Here is a 16,260-nt window from a genome sequence, read left to right as displayed (position 1 = left end):
AAAACATTTACTTTTTAGTGCTTTGAGTATGCGCTATGCCGCTACAAACCACAATAAACCTGCTTTAAAGCTTAATAAAAAACACCGTTCAAATCAAAGAAAACTGGTCTTAGCTCTCAAGAATGGCATGTTGATTATAACTGAGCGCTATTTTTGACGTGTGCGTCATAAAATGCGTAAGAGGAGCTCAATAGAATGCTGATAATTTTGTTATTTTTACTTTGACCTGACATTAGGTCTGCATTTAATTTAGGGAGAAAGCCATGAAGGGATCTGTGATCAAGCGTATGTACGCTGGTTTCGCACTGATCATCATCATGTTCGCAGTCACGATAACCATCATGATGAACAGCATGAATCAGATACACAGCAATTTTGAGAGTGTTTCAGAAACCTCATTACCGCTTGTTGCGCTTTCCAATCAAACAAGTGTCCAATTGCTTTCTGCTGATAAGTCATTCAAAGATTTCTTAACCACACAAAACACTGAACGCATGTCTGCAATGCGCACAGAGTTTGCTGCATCACAAAACGCTTTTTCAGAAGTCCTTGGTAATCTAGAAGCGGCAAGCCAAAACCACACCTCACTCATCGAACGCATTACTCAGCTAAGAGCCATGGAAGAACGCTATTTTGCTGAAGCGGATGAAGCGATGAACAACTACGTCGCGATGTTTGAAGCGCAAGAGCAAGTACAAAAAGCATCACGTGATTTCCAACGCCTACACTCAGAATTGACCGTTGGCATGAAAGAGTACGTTGCCGATCAGAAGAGCATCTCTGTGAAAGTCATGGCGAAAAGCTACTTCATCAAACTGCAAGATGCAGAAGTGATCACATCAGACGCACTCGCGAGCTCAGATGTGGCATTCGTACAAAAAGCCGTAAACCAAAACAAGAAAGCCGTTACTCACCTAAACTACGCCTATCGTGGTTTGGCAACACAGCTACCTGCTCTTAAGAATGTATTCGATGAATCGGTTCAGAAATTCACCAAAGACGTAGGCCAAAAAGGCGGTGTTCTTGATAAGCACAACAACTACCTACAAGCGAAGCAAGCCCTGTATGTAAACATCGCCAATCTAGCGGTTGAAGTAGACCAAGCGATGGCCGTATTAGACTCATTCAACGTAACAGCCGAAGAACAACTCAACTCTTCATTAGCAGACGCGAGCAGCATTTACGATAAAGGCCTATTCAACGCGATTGCCATCGGTGTGGTTGTAACACTATTTGCGGCAGCGATTGGCTACCACATTGCTCACAGTGTAAGAGAGCCACTAACGCGCATCCTTAAGACACTAGAAGGCCTGACAGAAGGCGACATGACACAGCGCATCGACATTCGTTACAACAACGAATTCAGCCGCGTGAGTGGTCACATCAACACCTTAGCCGATAACCTGCACAATATTCTTGTAAAGCTTAACGATGCGTCAGACGACCTAACCAAAACAGCAAGCGTCAACCAGAAGACCTCTTCAGAAACTCAGGCTCAACTGAACAGCCAGCGTGAACAAACTGCGACAGTAGCGACTGCGATGACAGAGATGTCTCACTCTGTACAAGAAGTTGCTAATAGCGCACAAAGCTCTTTGACTATGGTTCAACAAGTCGAGACGGCTTCTGAATCGGGTCGTCAGATCATGAACACCAACATCAGCACCATCAACCAACTGGAAACTCGCCTAACTGAGTCGGTAAGTGCGGTGGGTGAACTGCAGCAGATGAGTAGCCAAATTGGCTCAATCCTAGACGTAATTCGCGGCATTGCAGAACAGACGAACCTACTCGCACTGAATGCAGCAATTGAAGCGGCGCGTGCCGGTGAGCAAGGTCGTGGTTTTGCGGTCGTTGCCGATGAGGTTCGTGTGTTAGCGCAGAAAACAACGCAATCTACAGCTGAAATCGAAACCATGATCAGCAACCTACAGTCCAGCTCGAAAACCGCAAGTAACGTTATCGAAAGCTGTATGAGTGATATGGACATGTCGGTACAACAAGCATCGAATGCCAATAGTGCAATGGAAGAGATTCAAGCCTTGATTCTAGAAATCAGCCATATGAGTACTCACATCTCTCAAGCTGCTGCTGAACAGAGTGAAACCTCGGGTGATATTGCGCGTAATATTGAAGACATTAACCACATCGCCGATGCCAGTTACCAAGCGATGTCATCAATAGCTGAAGCGAGCCAAAACCTAACGATTCTCGCAAATCAACAAGGGGATTTGGTTCATCAATTTAAGCTATAGATAAATGATGAAACCATAGATATTTGGTGAGATTGTTGGGACTTCTTACCCAATAGTGGTAACTATTTGAACAAGGGCAACTTTTATCAAGAGTTGCCCTTGTTTTTTATGAGCTTTGTCATTATATGATTATTAAGGCTTGCTGCTTCCCGTTTTTCTTTCACCTTTATGAGCGAGCCGCTATTAAGGAATTTATATGGCTGTTCATGTTGGCATTATCGATCAAGACCCCATTCGCTTGCTTACCCCACTGCTTGATAACCGTACGGTCAGCACGCACATCGTGTTCATTGGCGACAAAAATCAAGTCGATATGTATCAGCGCTTAGACAGCGTTTTGCAAAAGCGCGACATTACCAGTGAGTTTTTTGAAATTCCTACGATCGTAAACACGTCCGTGATTAAAGAATCCATTCAAAACCTCGCCGAAGATTTAAAAGCACGTGGGCAAGAAGTGAAACTCAACGCAAGTTGTGGTCTACGTCACCGTCTACTTTCAGTCTACGAAGTGTTCCGAACTTACCACTGGCCTATCTTCGTTGTAGAACCAAATAGTGACAAACTATGCTGGCTTTACCCGAACGGCAAAGAAGACGCGCAAGTTCAAGACCGCATCACTATCGACGATTACCTCACGGTATTTGGCGCTCGTGGTGAATTCAGCGACGTGCAATTGCCTCCGCAATTAGACCAAAAGCTTTATGAGCTAGGTGAACGTTGGGCAAGTAACGCACTTGAATTAGGTCCTGGCCTAGCGACACTGAACTACCTTGCAACCACTTGTCGTAAAGAGCAGAAGCTGGATGTTGAGTTATCCGAAAAACAGCAAGGCTATCGTGAACTAAACATGCTATTGAGTGATTTAGTTGAAGCTAAGATCGCCACTTACGACAATGGTATTTTAACTTTCGCTAATGAAGACGCACGACGCTTCTCAAATGGTGAATGGCTTGAAACTCTGGTTCACAGCACCGTCAAACAAATCCAAGACGACATGCCAACCATTCAAGACCGCTCTTTGAATGTTCAGGTATACCGCCAGCTCGGCGAGCGTGAAGTTCGAAATGAACTAGATGTGGCATCTGTGGTGAACAATAAACTGCACATCATCGAATGTAAGACGAAAGGCATGCGTGATGACGGTGATGACACGCTATACAAACTGGAATCACTAAGAGACCTATTAGGTGGCCTACAAGCCCGCGCTATGCTAGTGAGCTTCCGTCCACTTCGTCATAACGACATAACACGCGCAGAAGATCTTGGCCTTGCTCTGATCGGCCCAGATGAATTGAAAGATCTTAAAACGCACCTAACCGCTTGGTTTACGGCTGCTGGCGGTAACGAAGACCAAGAGTGCTAAAAAGAAACATTTAAGAGCAAGCTTCTCTTAAACCAAAATAACAAAGGCGAGTCGCTATTTAGTGACTCGCCTTTTTCTTATCTATTTTCACTCTGTCACTTAACCAGTAAATAAAAAATGGCCGCATCAGTCGATACGGCCATTTCAAAATTTGCTGTCCGATTAAGACTTAAAGCACTTTTTCAACTTAAAGCATTTTACGAGCAGCTTCTACAACCACTTTGATAGAGCGTGCTTCTGTTACTTTTAGTGTGTCGTGATCAGGCGTCTCTTTTTGAGTACGGTTGATGATTACACCAGCAACACAACCCGCTTTCAGACCAGAACTTGCACACATGGTTAGCAGCGTTGCAGATTCCATTTCGAAGTTTAGAACGCCCATGTCTTGCCACTCTTGCATAGAACCTTGGAAACGCTTAACTACACGACCAGAGAACGTGTCGTAACGCTCTTGACCTGGGTAGAAAGTATCACTTGAAGCCGTTACACCCATGTGAACTGTTGCGCCAGCCTCTTCAACTGCTGCTTTCATTGCTGTCGCTACTTCGAAGTCAGCAACTGCTGGGAACTCCATTGGAGCAAAGTGTAGGCTAGCACCGTCTAAACGAACAGAACCAGTAGAAACAATCATGTCACCCACGTTTACGTGAGGTTGGATAGCACCAGTAGTACCAACACGTAGGAAAGTGCGAACACCCAGTTGAGCTAGCTCTTCTACAGCGATAGAGGTAGATGGACCACCGATACCTGTTGAACATACAACCACTGGCTTACCGTCTAGTTCTGCGCGGTAAAGTGTGTATTCACGATGGCTAGCAAGAAATACTGGGTTCTCCATCTCTTCTGCAATTTTTTGTACACGAGCAGGGTCACCTGGAATGATCGCAAGAGTAGCACCGTTAAGATCTGCTTCAGTAACACCTAAATGGAAAACAGCTTGAGACATAGTTCGCTCCTTTTGGCTTATTGGGCTTTTTACCCTTATTTAAGCTCATAGTAAATTCGTGGGGTACGAACACACTCTAACTAAGCTTATTATAAAATGAAGTGACACAGCTCACATCAATGATAGCAACAAGATTTCAAGTTTCACAAAAAACCGATTGGCATCACAAAAATAAGCAATCTCAGTACCTTCGTTGCATACTAATGAGACAAAAAACGCCTTTAACGTATTACCGTTAAAGGCGCTTATATAGTATGCAATTTTGTATAAGAGCGTTGGATTTAGTCTGCTTTAGACTTGAATCGTAGCAGGCGCAATGCGTTCAATGTCACCAATGCTGTTGCACCACTGTCCGCCAGAACCGCTACCCACAAGCCCGTAATACCAAATAAGCTCGTCACTAAGAACACACCTTTCAAGCCAAGAGCCAGAGCGACGTTTTGACGGATATTATTGATAGTAGCTTGCGACAGCTCAATCATTGCTGGTAATTCAGTTAGACGGTTATGAGTCAGTGCTGAATCAGCAGTTTCCAGAGCAACGTCTGTGCCCCCACCCATTGCGATACCGACATGAGCGGTTTTCATCGCGGGCGCATCGTTAATGCCATCTCCAACCATCGCCACATGCGACTGTTGAGACAACTCTTGTACGTAAGACACCTTATCACTTGGAAGCAGGCTCGCTTTGTACTGCATACCAACCTTGTCACTGATCGCAGCAGCACTGCGCGGGTTGTCCCCTGTCAGCATAATCGATTGAATACCAAGACCATTAAGGCGCTCAATCGCTAACTTCGCATCACTACGTAATGTGTCTTGCCATGCAATCAAGCCAATCGCGTTGGCTGCCTGAGCAGAGTCTTTAACCTCTAATGCAACAACAACGGTTTTACCCTCATCTTCTAGCGATTCGATTTGCTTAGATACCTGTGCATCCAAAGCGAAATCAAGTTTAGATGGCGCAAGTACTCGATATTTCACACCATCGACGTCACCTTCCACGCCACTACCAATCAGCGCTTTCTTGTTGTGTGACTCAGGAATATCGATGCCTAATTCTTCAACTTTTGCCACCAGCGATTTTGCTAGCGGGTGAGTAGAGCCAACTTCAATAGCACCAACCACACGAAGCATCGCATCTTTCTGCCAACCTGACAGTGGCTCAATATCAGTCACCTGAGGCTTGCCTTCGGTCAGTGTGCCTGTTTTATCGAAAGCAATAGTTTCGATCTTGCCAAGCTGCTCAAGTGCTGCACCGCCTTTGATTAGCGCGCCGCGTTTTGCTGCCGCAGCCAAACCAGAAGTGATCGCTGCAGGTGTTGAAATAACAAGTGCACAAGGACATGCGATTAGCAGTAGTGCTAGACCACGGTACACCCATGTTTCCCAAGGTTGAGCAAACAATAATGGTGGCGTGATGATGACGAGCAAAGCCACTACCATCATCAATGGTGTGTACCAACGACTGAACTTATCAAGGAAACGTTCTAGCGGTGCTTTACGTGATTCCGCTTCTTCAATCAGGTGAAGAATACGGTCAATGGCGTTCTCACCTTGTTTAGAGGTAATCGTAATGCGTACCACTTTATCGACCACTACAGCACCAGCCATGATGCTATTACCTTGGATATGCTCCACAGGCACAGACTCGCCAGTCAACGCACTTTCGTCAAAACTCGCAGCATCGGTAATCAACTGGCCGTCTGCTGGCAAACGAGAACCCGCAGCCACTTCAATCACATCGCCAGGCACCAACTCGCTTACCGCTACTTCAACACGTTCACCATTGATAATCTTGGTCGCATTATCAGGCACTAAGGCCATTAACGCTTGAACGCCGCTTCTCGCTCTAGAAGAAGCAAAAGCCTCTAAACGTTCACCAATTAAGAAAAGAAGTAATACCATTGCCGCTTCTGCGGTCTCACCTAGGTATAGTGCACCCAGTGCAGCCACACTCATTAAGGTTTCTATCGCGAAAGGAGTTCCCGAGCGAGCGAGCTGAACGGCTTTCTTAGCGACCGGATACAATCCAAGTAGACAGGTCGCGATGAATAAACCTTCACTTAATTGAGGCGCTGAGCTTTTCAGTAACGCCGCGAACAGCATCGCAGCGGCTATCGCTATGATCTGTAAATTAGGTTGGATATACGCTTGCCAAAATGTCTCTGGTTGTTGTTTTTCTTTCTTAGAACCCACTTCCGTTAACGGGAAACCAGTGTTGATAGAGACTTGTTCGATGGTGTCAGCAAGACTTTCATTGTTATATTTCACAACCAGTTTTTCGGTAGCAAAGAGCACCTTCGCTTGAATTACACCGTCGATATTGCTGATCGCTTTTTCTATTTTTCTGGCACAAGCTGGACAGTCCATTCCGGAAACCAACCAACTTTGAGAAAATTGGGCTTCGTTCGTTATCGTTAAGGACTGACTGTCTTCTTCTCCACTGTCTGAACTACAACAGCCATCACCCGATGACGCGACTGTCGTTGAAGAAGAGCGGCAACATGCTGATGATGTACCAGCTGCAGTAATGCTTGAAGTTTTAGGGCTAGAGCAGCTCGTTGCGGCTGCTTGTGGTTGAACGTCCACTTTTACTGAGCGGCACGCTGCGTGTTTTGCGCACATAATGTATCTCCTTAATATTCCAATACCCTTGGAGTGGCTACTCAGTCATTAAAGTAACCAACCCCAACTTCATCGAAAGTATAAACCTTGGAGGTAGCTCCAAGGTCAAGAAGAAGTTTTCGGTTAATACAATTTATTTAACAGGCTCGACCAAGTAAATCACTATTATTGAGGCTTAAGTTCGGCACACTCTTCTCTGTTCGCTGAAACATCATCAATCAGCACTGCATCATGAGAACAGAAAGGCTGTGTATTCAAACTTACGATAGACACGTCATCTTCAACTGGCTCGACATTCGATCCCTGCATCAATTCAGAGATGTGGTAACGAAGTACTAAAACACCCAACAAGCCAAACAGAATATTACCCAGCGCTTGTCCGTAAAGAACGCCTAACGCGCCATACCATTGAGAACCTAAATATACGAAAGGCAAGGTACCAAGTGTCGCTTTACCTAAGTTCAGAGCGGTGGAATACAGCGGCTTACCTAGGTTATTGAACGAGGTGTTCGCGACAAACAGTGCACCGTTAAAGATGAAAGTAATGGCCACATAGGTACAGAAAGCAGCAACAATGATCGCCGCATCCCCTTGCAGACTAAAGCCATGAATCACGAGATCTTGTAGGAAGTACAACAGGACACAAACCACAATGGTGTACACAGTGGTTACAAATAGAGAGTTATTGAGCGTCTCTTTTACTCTGTCCATTCTCTCGGCACCAAAGTTCTGACCAATAATTGGCCCTACCGCGCCAGACAAAGCAAAAATCACAGCAAAACACACCGGCGTTAAACGACCAATAACCGCAAAGCCCGCAACGAAGTCTTCACCATATTGTGCAATACCTGTCGTGACAATGGCATTGCCGATAGGTGTCGCAATGTTAGTAATGATCGCGGGGATCGCAATTGCTAAGATTGGACGGATATTGATGCGCCACTGCACAAATGATGGTGGAGCCACCAGCTCGTGACTGCGAATCAAAGGATAAAGTGAGAAGAACAGAACCGAAAAACGCGCCACCACAGAGGCGATAGCCGCCCCTTCAATGTTCCAACCAAAGCCAAAAATAAACAGAGGGTCTAAGATTGCATTTACGATCCCTCCCGATAATGTCGCCCACATAGAGCGTTTGGCATCACCCGCAGCTCTTAGACCAGCACCGGCCGCCATCGCAAGCGCTAAAAACGGGCCACTCGGTAACAAAATCTGCAAATACGCCTGTGCGCGCTCAGCGGCTAAGCCTTTCGCACCAATGGCTGCCAATAACTCTGGGATATAAGCGTACATCACAGCAGTGACGGTTGAGCTAATGACAAACGCGGTTAGCATAATGCTGGTGCTGAGGTTTCTAGCTTGGTCTCTATTTTTTGAGCCTATCGCTTTTGATACCAAGGCGCCCATCGCAATGGAAGTACCAATCGACACAGAAGTAGAAAAGAAAGTGAGTGTGCCAGCAAAACCAACCGCAGCAGCCAGTGCAACCTGACCTAGCATACTGATAAACAGCATATCGAGCAGGTCGACCACAAACAATGCCATCAAGCCGACTGAGCCTGCTCCCGACATCACCAAAATGTGGCGCATCGTTGAACCTTCTACAAACTTTGCAGTTTGGTTTGACATGAAACCTCCAAAAACTGAAACACCACAGGCTAAACCTATAGACCGACAAACAGGTCTAATTAGAAAAACTCCACGAAGAAAAAGGCGCTAGTGCGCCTTTTTTATTTCAGGGTGTTGAGAAAAATACTCGTTCTTAACACGCTACTATACAGGATGTTGGAAACATTCATCTAAGTTCTTGCCGATTGCTCTTAAAACATCGGTTCGAGTGATAATGCCGACCAGTTTCTGATTGTCGATGACAGGGTAAGCTTTCGGTTTGCCTACTTGCATCATATCTGCCAATTCGATAATGGATAAGTCTGGTGCGACTGATAGCACCTCTTGGTACATACAATCACCAACAATATGTGTGTCTTGGCAGAAATAGCTAACCTTAACTAGCTTCTCTAATAAATCTTGCTCAGAAAGGAAACCAATCACTTGTTCATTGTCATCAATAACTGGTCCACCCATGTGATGACTGCTCATCACTTTGTCTAACGCTAGACTTAACGGCATATCAGGAGTGAATGTCACAACCTGCTGCGTCATGTAATCTTTCACTTTAATTGAATGCATAGCGTTCTCCCTAAATACTTTGCGTCATGTTTTTATCTGCTTCTTTCATTTAATTGTTGTCTAAAATCTTGATTTTACTAAATGGATTTCAGCAATTTTATTGATAGGCAAAACCTAACAAGACAAAAAAGCGAGGCAGATAAAGGGTTGAGCGCATTTTCAAACATCCAAAAAAAGTAAAAAAAGAGCCCTTACAAAGCCTTACTTTCTCTTGCTTAACCTTACTCAGCCATAGTGGCTTGAATAGATAAACCCTGTAACCTTCATCACACTAATAATTAGAAAAGCCCGATTTAGGACGTTTATGCAACACGACAAAACCATCTACGCGTATGTTTATACTCATCACGACGGTACAGAAACCACACTGATAGCAACGGTTGATAACCAACAGAAGCCACTCGTTTCTCGCTGTGTACAAGAGATAAAAAGCATGTCGAGCTTAGCGATTGATATGGCGGCGCAACACAACTTGAGAGTGAAGCTCGTCAAATACCAGAAAGAGCAAGAAATCGATTTCGGCATGTTCCTCAAGTAACAACTCACACACTACCCCTTCGCTATACGGCAGCCATGTTCGAATGGTTGCCGGATTCAGACTGACAAGCTTGAGCAACAAACGGTATACTTGATAAACAACACGTTCTCCTCTTTATTCGGTCTCGTATGTCTTTATCCACCGCCACCTCCAAGATCAAAACTTACTTCAGTGCATTGCTGGATTTTCAGTCCCGTATTTGGGTGGTTCATATCTTTGAAAATTCGATTACTGACCAATCATTTGTCATAAATGAGGATGGCTTTAAAGAGCCACTAGAGTGGATGAAAAAACGCGACTATCAAACCAAGATGCTCAATCGTGTTGATAAAATGAAGATATCGCAGGTAATTGAAATTCAATTCGAAAACAAAATGCACCGGCTGATGCGAGTTAAGTAGTCGTTCTGTCCTGAGCATTTAACCGAAACACCCGATACAAAAAAAGGCCAGCAATCGCTGACCTTCTCTTACAAGCTCTATAGTCTTTCAACTAACGTGCACAGTACTCATGCCATAGGCGTACGGCTTTTTGGTAGGCCTCAGTTTTGTCATGCGTCTCCGCAAACAAAATTGCTGTCATACTATCGACCACTGTGTTCGCCATCAACGTCATCTCTTCAGCCGGCGTCCCGAGTACACATTCACTCGGCAGTGGTAGATCTGAGTTCATCATCTCTTCCCAATAAAAAGACTCAACTTTATCAGGAGAGCTCATCCATACCGTTTGACTCACTTTAGGATTGTATTCCGACTCACCGTTCATTCCTTTGAAAGAGATAACCGAATGAGATTTGTTGCCAATCACATGTTCAACTTCAGCATGAAGCTGTGGGAAGCCAGGGTGGAAGCTACCACGTAAACCTAAACGGCCACCACCAGGGTTCAGTGCTCGAACCACTGTATTGATCGGCGTTCTCAACCCATAACGATGCTTCCAACCAATCATGGTTTGCGCTTCAGGAGCAAAATTAGCCAACGGCAAATAAGCAATGCCATCTTGCTCAAGGATCGACTTAGCATGTTCAGGGTTATCAGCACATTGCACACCGACATCTTGCAAATGGCTTTCTACGTGCGTTCTACCGCTCGGCTTATCCATGTAACCGTGCATTAATACCTTGTAGCCGCTATCCGCCAAGATCTTAGCCGCCAGCAAGTTCCAAGGCTTACCACTAGCGCTTTCATTGCGCTTACCGGCATAACACGGCCAATCAATATCTGCCCCTAAATCGGGCACTCGAGATTGAAACGCTTTAACAAAGCCAGCAATTTCTTCATTGGTTTCGTTCTGCACACGAATTAACATCAGTAGCATAGCCATCTGGTCGTCACCGACCTGTCCGCTTAAATACTCATCCATGATGCGGTAGGCTTGTTCGAACGATAAAGGCTTACGCCCTCTTTCGCCTCGTCCAACTGTACGAATACACTCTAAAATACTACTCATTGATTGTTTATTCTCTTCCGTTGATATCAATAAAATTCGAATACGTCTTTGATTCTATGACACCCACGTTACATTGCATAGCGATTCAGTTGCTAACACTCCAATTACCAAAACCATAGTGGGAGTTCTAAAAGTAAACTTCGTGGTGTAAAATTAACGTATGCAATGCTAACCGCGACATATTGAGTAGTACCCAAATGACTGTAAAGAAAACACTGAGCCAAAGAAAACGAGAATCGATCGTTGCCGCTGCTATCGCAGAATTTACTGAGCACGGTTATAAGGCCACCAGTATGGATAAAATATCGAGCCGAGCAGAAGTATCTAAACGCACCGTCTACAACCACTTTGCCGGTAAAGAGCTGCTTCTCGAGGAAATACTAGACAGTATTTGGAGTAAAACGCTCGCCGCCACACACTTCCCTTATCAAGCTGAGCTGCCTCTTGAACAACAACTCGCATCAATCGCGAATCAAGAACTAGAGCTGTTAGAGTCTGAAGGCTTTATCGACTTATCTCGCGTGCTCTTCTCTGAGTACTTCCATAATGCGGAACTTGCGAGCCAAGCAATGGAGAAATACTCTCAAGCAGAGAGTGGGCTGACGACTTGGATAAAAGCAGCGCAAGCCGATGGTCGCTTAGTCGAGCTCGACCCTCTGTTTGCTTCAACTCAATTCATTGCACTCATTAAGTCGTTCGCTTTTTGGCCGCAGATCATTGGTCATGCCCCTTCTCCCGACACACAGCACAAGCACATCATCGTGAACTCAACGGTTGAGATGTTTCTCAAACAGTACCAGGCCAAATAAAAGTTGAGCCCTGCTAAGTTTTGCCGGGTTTTAATTAGAGATAGACAAACGAGTGAGGTATGATTTGCTCGTTTTGTGGCTGAGCGATTTGCCAGTTGCAGAATCTGATTTATTTCAGCCGTTGTTCAGATACAAAGACCACTATTTCATGCCAAAGTTGATAAGCAAAATTTGGGTACACGTTTTTATGCTGCTTGCGATGTTAATGGCCACCATCAGTGTGGATAGCATTGCGGGTAACAATATCGTGGCATCTCAACATCTATCAACGCCGTCAAACAGTATCTCGCCTTCACAGCCAATCGTCCAAGCTAACATTGAACATCATTGTTGTGGCTCAGTCTGCTTGTTGAAAATGCCACCATTGATTGTTTCTGAGTCCTTCGATACTCAAATTGCCTCTTTGGCTCTCATTGAAAAAGAGCCTTCACACAAAGCGATTATTGCACCTCAAGCACCTTATCGCCCCCCTATTTCTTAATCGTTTGTCCCAAACTGGCAATCCATGCCACCCAAAAACAGCAGTTTTGCTGTGCTTAACGACATCCAAATTTAGGAAATAAACACATGAAAAAACTATTTAGCCTTTTTGCTGCTTTAATTATGAGCGCTTCAGTCAACGCCGCTCAGTTTGAAGAAGGCACTCACTACAAGGTCCTTGATGTAGCAAAAGCAGACAAGCCAGTTGTGACTGAATTTTTCTCTTTCTACTGCCCACACTGTTACAAGTTCGAAGGAGTAATTAAGTACCTAAAAGAAGACCTACCGGAAACAGCAAGCTTCCAAAAAGTTCACGTCGCTTTTATGGGTAACAATATGGCAGTGCCGATGGCCAAAGCTTACGCAACAATGATTGCGCTGGATGCTGAAGAAAGCATGGTTCCTGCTATGTTTGCTCAGATCCATGAGAAACAAAAGACACCACGCGACGAGGCTGAACTACGCCAAGTATTCATTGATAACGGTGTCGATGCTAAGAAGTTTGACGCGGCATACAACAGCTTTGCGGTTAACTCGATGCAGAAACGCTTTGATCAGCAATTTGATGCGAGCACGCTAACCGGCGTTCCTGGTGTACTGGTCAATAACAAGTACATCGTAAAGCCGGACCAAATCAAAAGCTACGAAGAGTACAACCAGCTCGTTAACTATCTGCTAACGCTCTAAGTCACGTTTCATCTCCAAGCCAGTGAACTCATCACTGGCTTTTTTATCTCTATCGGCGCTCAGAGCGCATGTAAATTAAAGACTCGCGCTATTGTTCACTGGCATCCGCAGCAATTTTTCATATACTGCACCTTATTAAGTCATCGACTATGTTGTTGTACTGAAAATACTCGTACTCCAAACCCTTAGCACTCAAATATTGGGACCTTTATGATCACTCTGACTACCAACTTTGGCGACATTGAAATTGAACTGAACCTTGAAAAAGCACCAGTAACGTCGAAAAACTTCCTTAAATACTGCCAAGACGGTTTCTACGAAGGCACGACATTTCACCGTGTTATTGAAGGTTTCATGATTCAAGGTGGTGGTCACACTATCGACATGACAGAAAAACCAACACGTGCGCCTATCGTGAATGAAGCAAACCGTGGCCTAAAGAACGTGATTGGTTCTGTGGCGATGGCACGTACTGATGCACCACATTCTGCTACGGCACAGTTCTTTATCAACCTTGATGACAACGACTTCCTGGATCACACCTCGACTACGAACGCAGGTTGGGGTTACGCAGTATTCGGTAAAGTATCGGCAGGTATGGATGTAGTAAATAAGATTGCAGCTGAGCCAACGACAATTCGCTGGGGTCACGAAGATGTACCTTGTGGAGATATTGTGATTACAAAAGTCACGATCAACGAATAAGTCGCACCGAAAACTGCAACAAATGGTGAGACTCAGTCTCGCCATTTATAACCATCAATATTATCAACTGTACTTATTGGTGTACGGTATATTTATATAATCAACCCTATCCTCGCTATTCATCAGTCTAAATGACGTGTTATGCTCCTGATCTGCAAGCTTCTCCAGCATTGCGATCAACTTACATTGGATGTAACTCTAACCATGACTCGACTCTCTTTGTGGACAACAGCGCTCTTTTCTTCTGTTGCCAGTTTCTCAAGTTCAGCTTTCGAAGTTGATACGCGAGAATCACAAGAACCTGAACTGGATGACTAATTTCGTGTCATTGCCATTCCCTTTTACGATCCAAGTGTAGATACAGGCATTTCTGTCGTTCCTATCTATAACTTCTATGCTGACGGCGAGTCAAAGAACGCATCAACGTTATCTGCGACGCTGACTTACACGCAAAATGATAGCTATTACATCAAAGGGAATGCTGAGCTCTTATTGAAAGGCGATTCAATTCGGTTTAGCGGTGAAATGGGCTTATCTAGTACCAACATTACCTTGGTCGATCTGGTTGATACTAACCACCAAGAGTACACGTTCGATGGTGATTTCTATTTCAAAGTTTACGACAACATCTATCTCGGGATGGGTTTAGACTACTCCACCGCGCGTTATCTTGCCGATACACCGCGAGACAAACTTTTACTCAAACTCACCGGGTTTAGTGAAGAATACGAAGCCGACACAGGAGCAAAGCTCTCTTTCTTGTGGGATGAACGAGAGCACTACTACTACCCTTATCATGGCTTTTTATTCGAGCTGACCTATGAAGACCATGGAGAATGGCTTGGTAATGACAAAGATGCGACCTACTCTTCGCTCTTTTCAGATTACCGACTGTTTTACAGCTTAACGCAGGATGACAATCACATCATCGCAAGCCGCTGGGTGACTCGTTATCTACTGGATGCTGAAAATGCCCCAAGTAGTGCATACAGCACCTATGGTCGACAAGGACGAAATGTTCAACGTGGTTTCGTCGCGGGTGATCACATTGCTTCGCACATGACCAATCTTGAAATGGAATATCGCTACTCGATTTCAGGCTCGTCCATTAACTTTTTGAACAACGTTGCGGTGGTAGGTTTAACGGGTGTAGGCAAGGTATTTGGTGAAAGGCTGAATCCAACTGACCCTTATCATAGCTTTGACGATGGTGACCGACTTACTATGGTTGGTCTCGGGCTACGCTATCGTTTAATGCGCCAGGAACGCATCAATGTGCGAATGGATTTCACCTATAACAACGAAAATGAAGTGCTAGCCTACTTTAGCTTAGGTGAAAATATCTAGCCCAAGCTGTAGCATTTTTAAAGCCATTATATCTAACCGATGATTCCCCCAAGCCTGTCACGACTCTATTCGTACAGGCGTTCTGTTTGTAGAGCCTCAAGTAAAACCTACCAACGAGAGCGATAAGTACGATGACAAGCTCGGCATGTATTATTGGCCGAGTCTAAACCACGCTCAGCTTTACTTTTGTCCTGTTCTAGACTGGCTTGCTGTAACTCAATAAAACCTTGATTCATCTGTAACATCAGTTGATTGAATTTCTCAGGCTTACTCCATACCGCATCTTTCGCTTTACCGCCTTTATCACTCACAGCAAAACTGTTGGTGAGAATAAGTCCGTGCTCTACCAAGTTATCACTTAATCCCTCAACCTTTTGCCAATCTGTATTACGATTCCCTAATTCTGAAGATACTTGCTTGTTGAGTTTTTCTATTGAGCTAAAAGCTTGTTGGCGATTGTCGACCGCTTCAGTTGCGGCAATAGTGCTCATTGGCACTGCGATAAGTAAAGCGATAGTCAGTTTTTTCATAGTGTCACTCCTGTTTATTGGTTGATTTATTTGCTGATCTTTCAATTCCAATCGATGAGAGGTATTTAATTTACATAACAACAGTTGTGCATGCAACTATTGTTATGTAAATTAATATCACTTCGTAAACGACAACTGGGAAATGAACTATGAAAATTTGGGATCTACCAACACGACTGTATCACTGGTTACAAGCACTACTATTCATTGGCCTAGCGGCATCAGGTTTTAGTGGCAATGGCCCACATGTTTATCTTGGGCTCGCACTGTTTAGCCTAATTTTTGGTTCATCGCGGATTAGCGGGAACTAAAAACAAAAACGGTAGTAAGTGAT

15 protein-coding genes and 1 pseudogene are annotated in these 16,260 nt (G+C 44.6%); 10 read left to right on the top strand and 6 right to left on the bottom strand.

What is annotated here, in order from left to right:
• Window positions 1-263: 263 nt before the first annotated feature.
• Window positions 264-2,255 carry a methyl-accepting chemotaxis protein gene (locus JC606_RS12360; RefSeq protein WP_137406952.1) on the top strand — a complete coding sequence of 664 codons (1,992 nt, stop codon included), beginning with the start codon at window positions 264-266 and terminating at the stop codon, window positions 2,253-2,255.
• A gap of 196 nt (window positions 2,256-2,451) precedes the next feature.
• On the top strand, window positions 2,452-3,618 hold the full coding sequence (locus JC606_RS12355; protein ID WP_061031798.1) for a DUF1887 family protein: 1,167 nt from the start codon (window positions 2,452-2,454) through the stop codon (window positions 3,616-3,618).
• Window positions 3,619-3,805: 187 nt separating this feature from the next.
• Here the strand turns inward: JC606_RS12355 and udp are convergent, their stop codons facing one another.
• From udp to JC606_RS12335, 4 genes are all read right to left on the bottom strand, one after another.
• Window positions 3,806-4,564 (bottom strand): uridine phosphorylase, encoded by a 759-nt coding sequence (gene udp, locus JC606_RS12350; RefSeq protein ID WP_008221668.1) that lies wholly within the window; start codon window positions 4,562-4,564, stop codon window positions 3,806-3,808.
• A gap of 281 nt (window positions 4,565-4,845) precedes the next feature.
• Window positions 4,846-7,191, bottom strand: a complete 2,346-nt coding sequence (locus tag JC606_RS12345) for a zinc/cadmium/mercury/lead-transporting ATPase (RefSeq protein ID WP_137406953.1) — start codon at window positions 7,189-7,191, stop codon at window positions 4,846-4,848.
• Window positions 7,192-7,356: 165 nt separating this feature from the next.
• Complete coding sequence (locus tag JC606_RS12340; protein ID WP_198778671.1) at window positions 7,357-8,820, bottom strand: MATE family efflux transporter; 1,464 nt, start codon at window positions 8,818-8,820, stop codon at window positions 7,357-7,359.
• 144 nt (window positions 8,821-8,964) lie between these two features.
• Entirely contained in the window at window positions 8,965-9,381 is a 417-nt protein-coding gene (locus JC606_RS12335) for a CBS domain-containing protein (RefSeq protein ID WP_008221675.1), read from the bottom strand.
• Window positions 9,382-9,685: 304 nt separating this feature from the next.
• On the opposite strand from JC606_RS12335, the gene JC606_RS12330 reads away from it, so the two are divergent.
• Together JC606_RS12330 and JC606_RS12325 are read left to right on the top strand one after the other, a co-directional pair.
• Window positions 9,686-9,919, top strand: coding sequence for a hypothetical protein (locus JC606_RS12330; RefSeq protein ID WP_137406956.1), 234 nt, complete (start codon window positions 9,686-9,688; stop codon window positions 9,917-9,919).
• Window positions 9,920-10,047: 128 nt separating this feature from the next.
• Window positions 10,048-10,320 (top strand): hypothetical protein, encoded by a 273-nt coding sequence (locus tag JC606_RS12325; RefSeq protein WP_137406957.1) that lies wholly within the window; start codon window positions 10,048-10,050, stop codon window positions 10,318-10,320.
• 91 nt (window positions 10,321-10,411) lie between these two features.
• Here the strand turns inward: JC606_RS12325 and JC606_RS12320 are convergent, their stop codons facing one another.
• Window positions 10,412-11,398, bottom strand: a complete 987-nt coding sequence (locus JC606_RS12320; RefSeq protein ID WP_137406958.1) for a glycosyl transferase family protein — start codon at window positions 11,396-11,398, stop codon at window positions 10,412-10,414.
• A gap of 167 nt (window positions 11,399-11,565) precedes the next feature.
• Here JC606_RS12320 and JC606_RS12315 point away from each other — a divergent pair, with 167 nt between their 5' ends.
• From JC606_RS12315 to JC606_RS12295, 5 genes are all read left to right on the top strand, one after another.
• Window positions 11,566-12,177 carry a TetR/AcrR family transcriptional regulator gene (locus tag JC606_RS12315; protein ID WP_137406959.1) on the top strand — a complete coding sequence of 204 codons (612 nt, stop codon included), beginning with the start codon at window positions 11,566-11,568 and terminating at the stop codon, window positions 12,175-12,177.
• 148 nt (window positions 12,178-12,325) lie between these two features.
• Entirely contained in the window at window positions 12,326-12,658 is a 333-nt protein-coding gene (locus JC606_RS12310; protein ID WP_137406960.1) for a hypothetical protein, read from the top strand.
• Between the two features lie 86 nt (window positions 12,659-12,744).
• Window positions 12,745-13,344: a thiol:disulfide interchange protein DsbA/DsbL gene (locus tag JC606_RS12305; RefSeq protein ID WP_137406961.1), complete on the top strand. Its 600-nt coding sequence runs from the start codon at window positions 12,745-12,747 to the stop codon at window positions 13,342-13,344.
• Window positions 13,345-13,554: 210 nt separating this feature from the next.
• Entirely contained in the window at window positions 13,555-14,049 is a 495-nt protein-coding gene (locus JC606_RS12300) for a peptidylprolyl isomerase (RefSeq protein ID WP_137406962.1), read from the top strand.
• A 327-nt stretch (window positions 14,050-14,376) separates the two neighbouring features.
• Entirely contained in the window at window positions 14,377-15,396 is a 1,020-nt protein-coding gene (locus tag JC606_RS12295; RefSeq protein ID WP_332873236.1) for a BamA/TamA family outer membrane protein, read from the top strand.
• A 107-nt stretch (window positions 15,397-15,503) separates the two neighbouring features.
• On the opposite strand, the gene JC606_RS12290 is transcribed toward JC606_RS12295, so the two are convergent.
• Window positions 15,504-15,926 carry a c-type cytochrome gene (locus tag JC606_RS12290; RefSeq protein ID WP_137406964.1) on the bottom strand — a complete coding sequence of 141 codons (423 nt, stop codon included), beginning with the start codon at window positions 15,924-15,926 and terminating at the stop codon, window positions 15,504-15,506.
• A 149-nt stretch (window positions 15,927-16,075) separates the two neighbouring features.
• Here JC606_RS12290 and JC606_RS12285 point away from each other — a divergent pair.
• Window positions 16,076-16,207 (top strand): annotated as a pseudogene (locus JC606_RS12285) (cytochrome b/b6 domain-containing protein); the annotation flags it as partial.
• Window positions 16,208-16,260 lie beyond the last annotated feature (53 nt).

Origin of the sequence: Vibrio sp. IB15, from assembly GCF_016406055.1 — a bacterium.
Classification (GTDB): Bacteria; Pseudomonadota; Gammaproteobacteria; order Enterobacterales; family Vibrionaceae; genus Vibrio; species Vibrio chagasii.
Note: the sequence above shows the minus strand (reverse complement) of the source record. Positions and strands in the feature narration are given on the sequence as shown.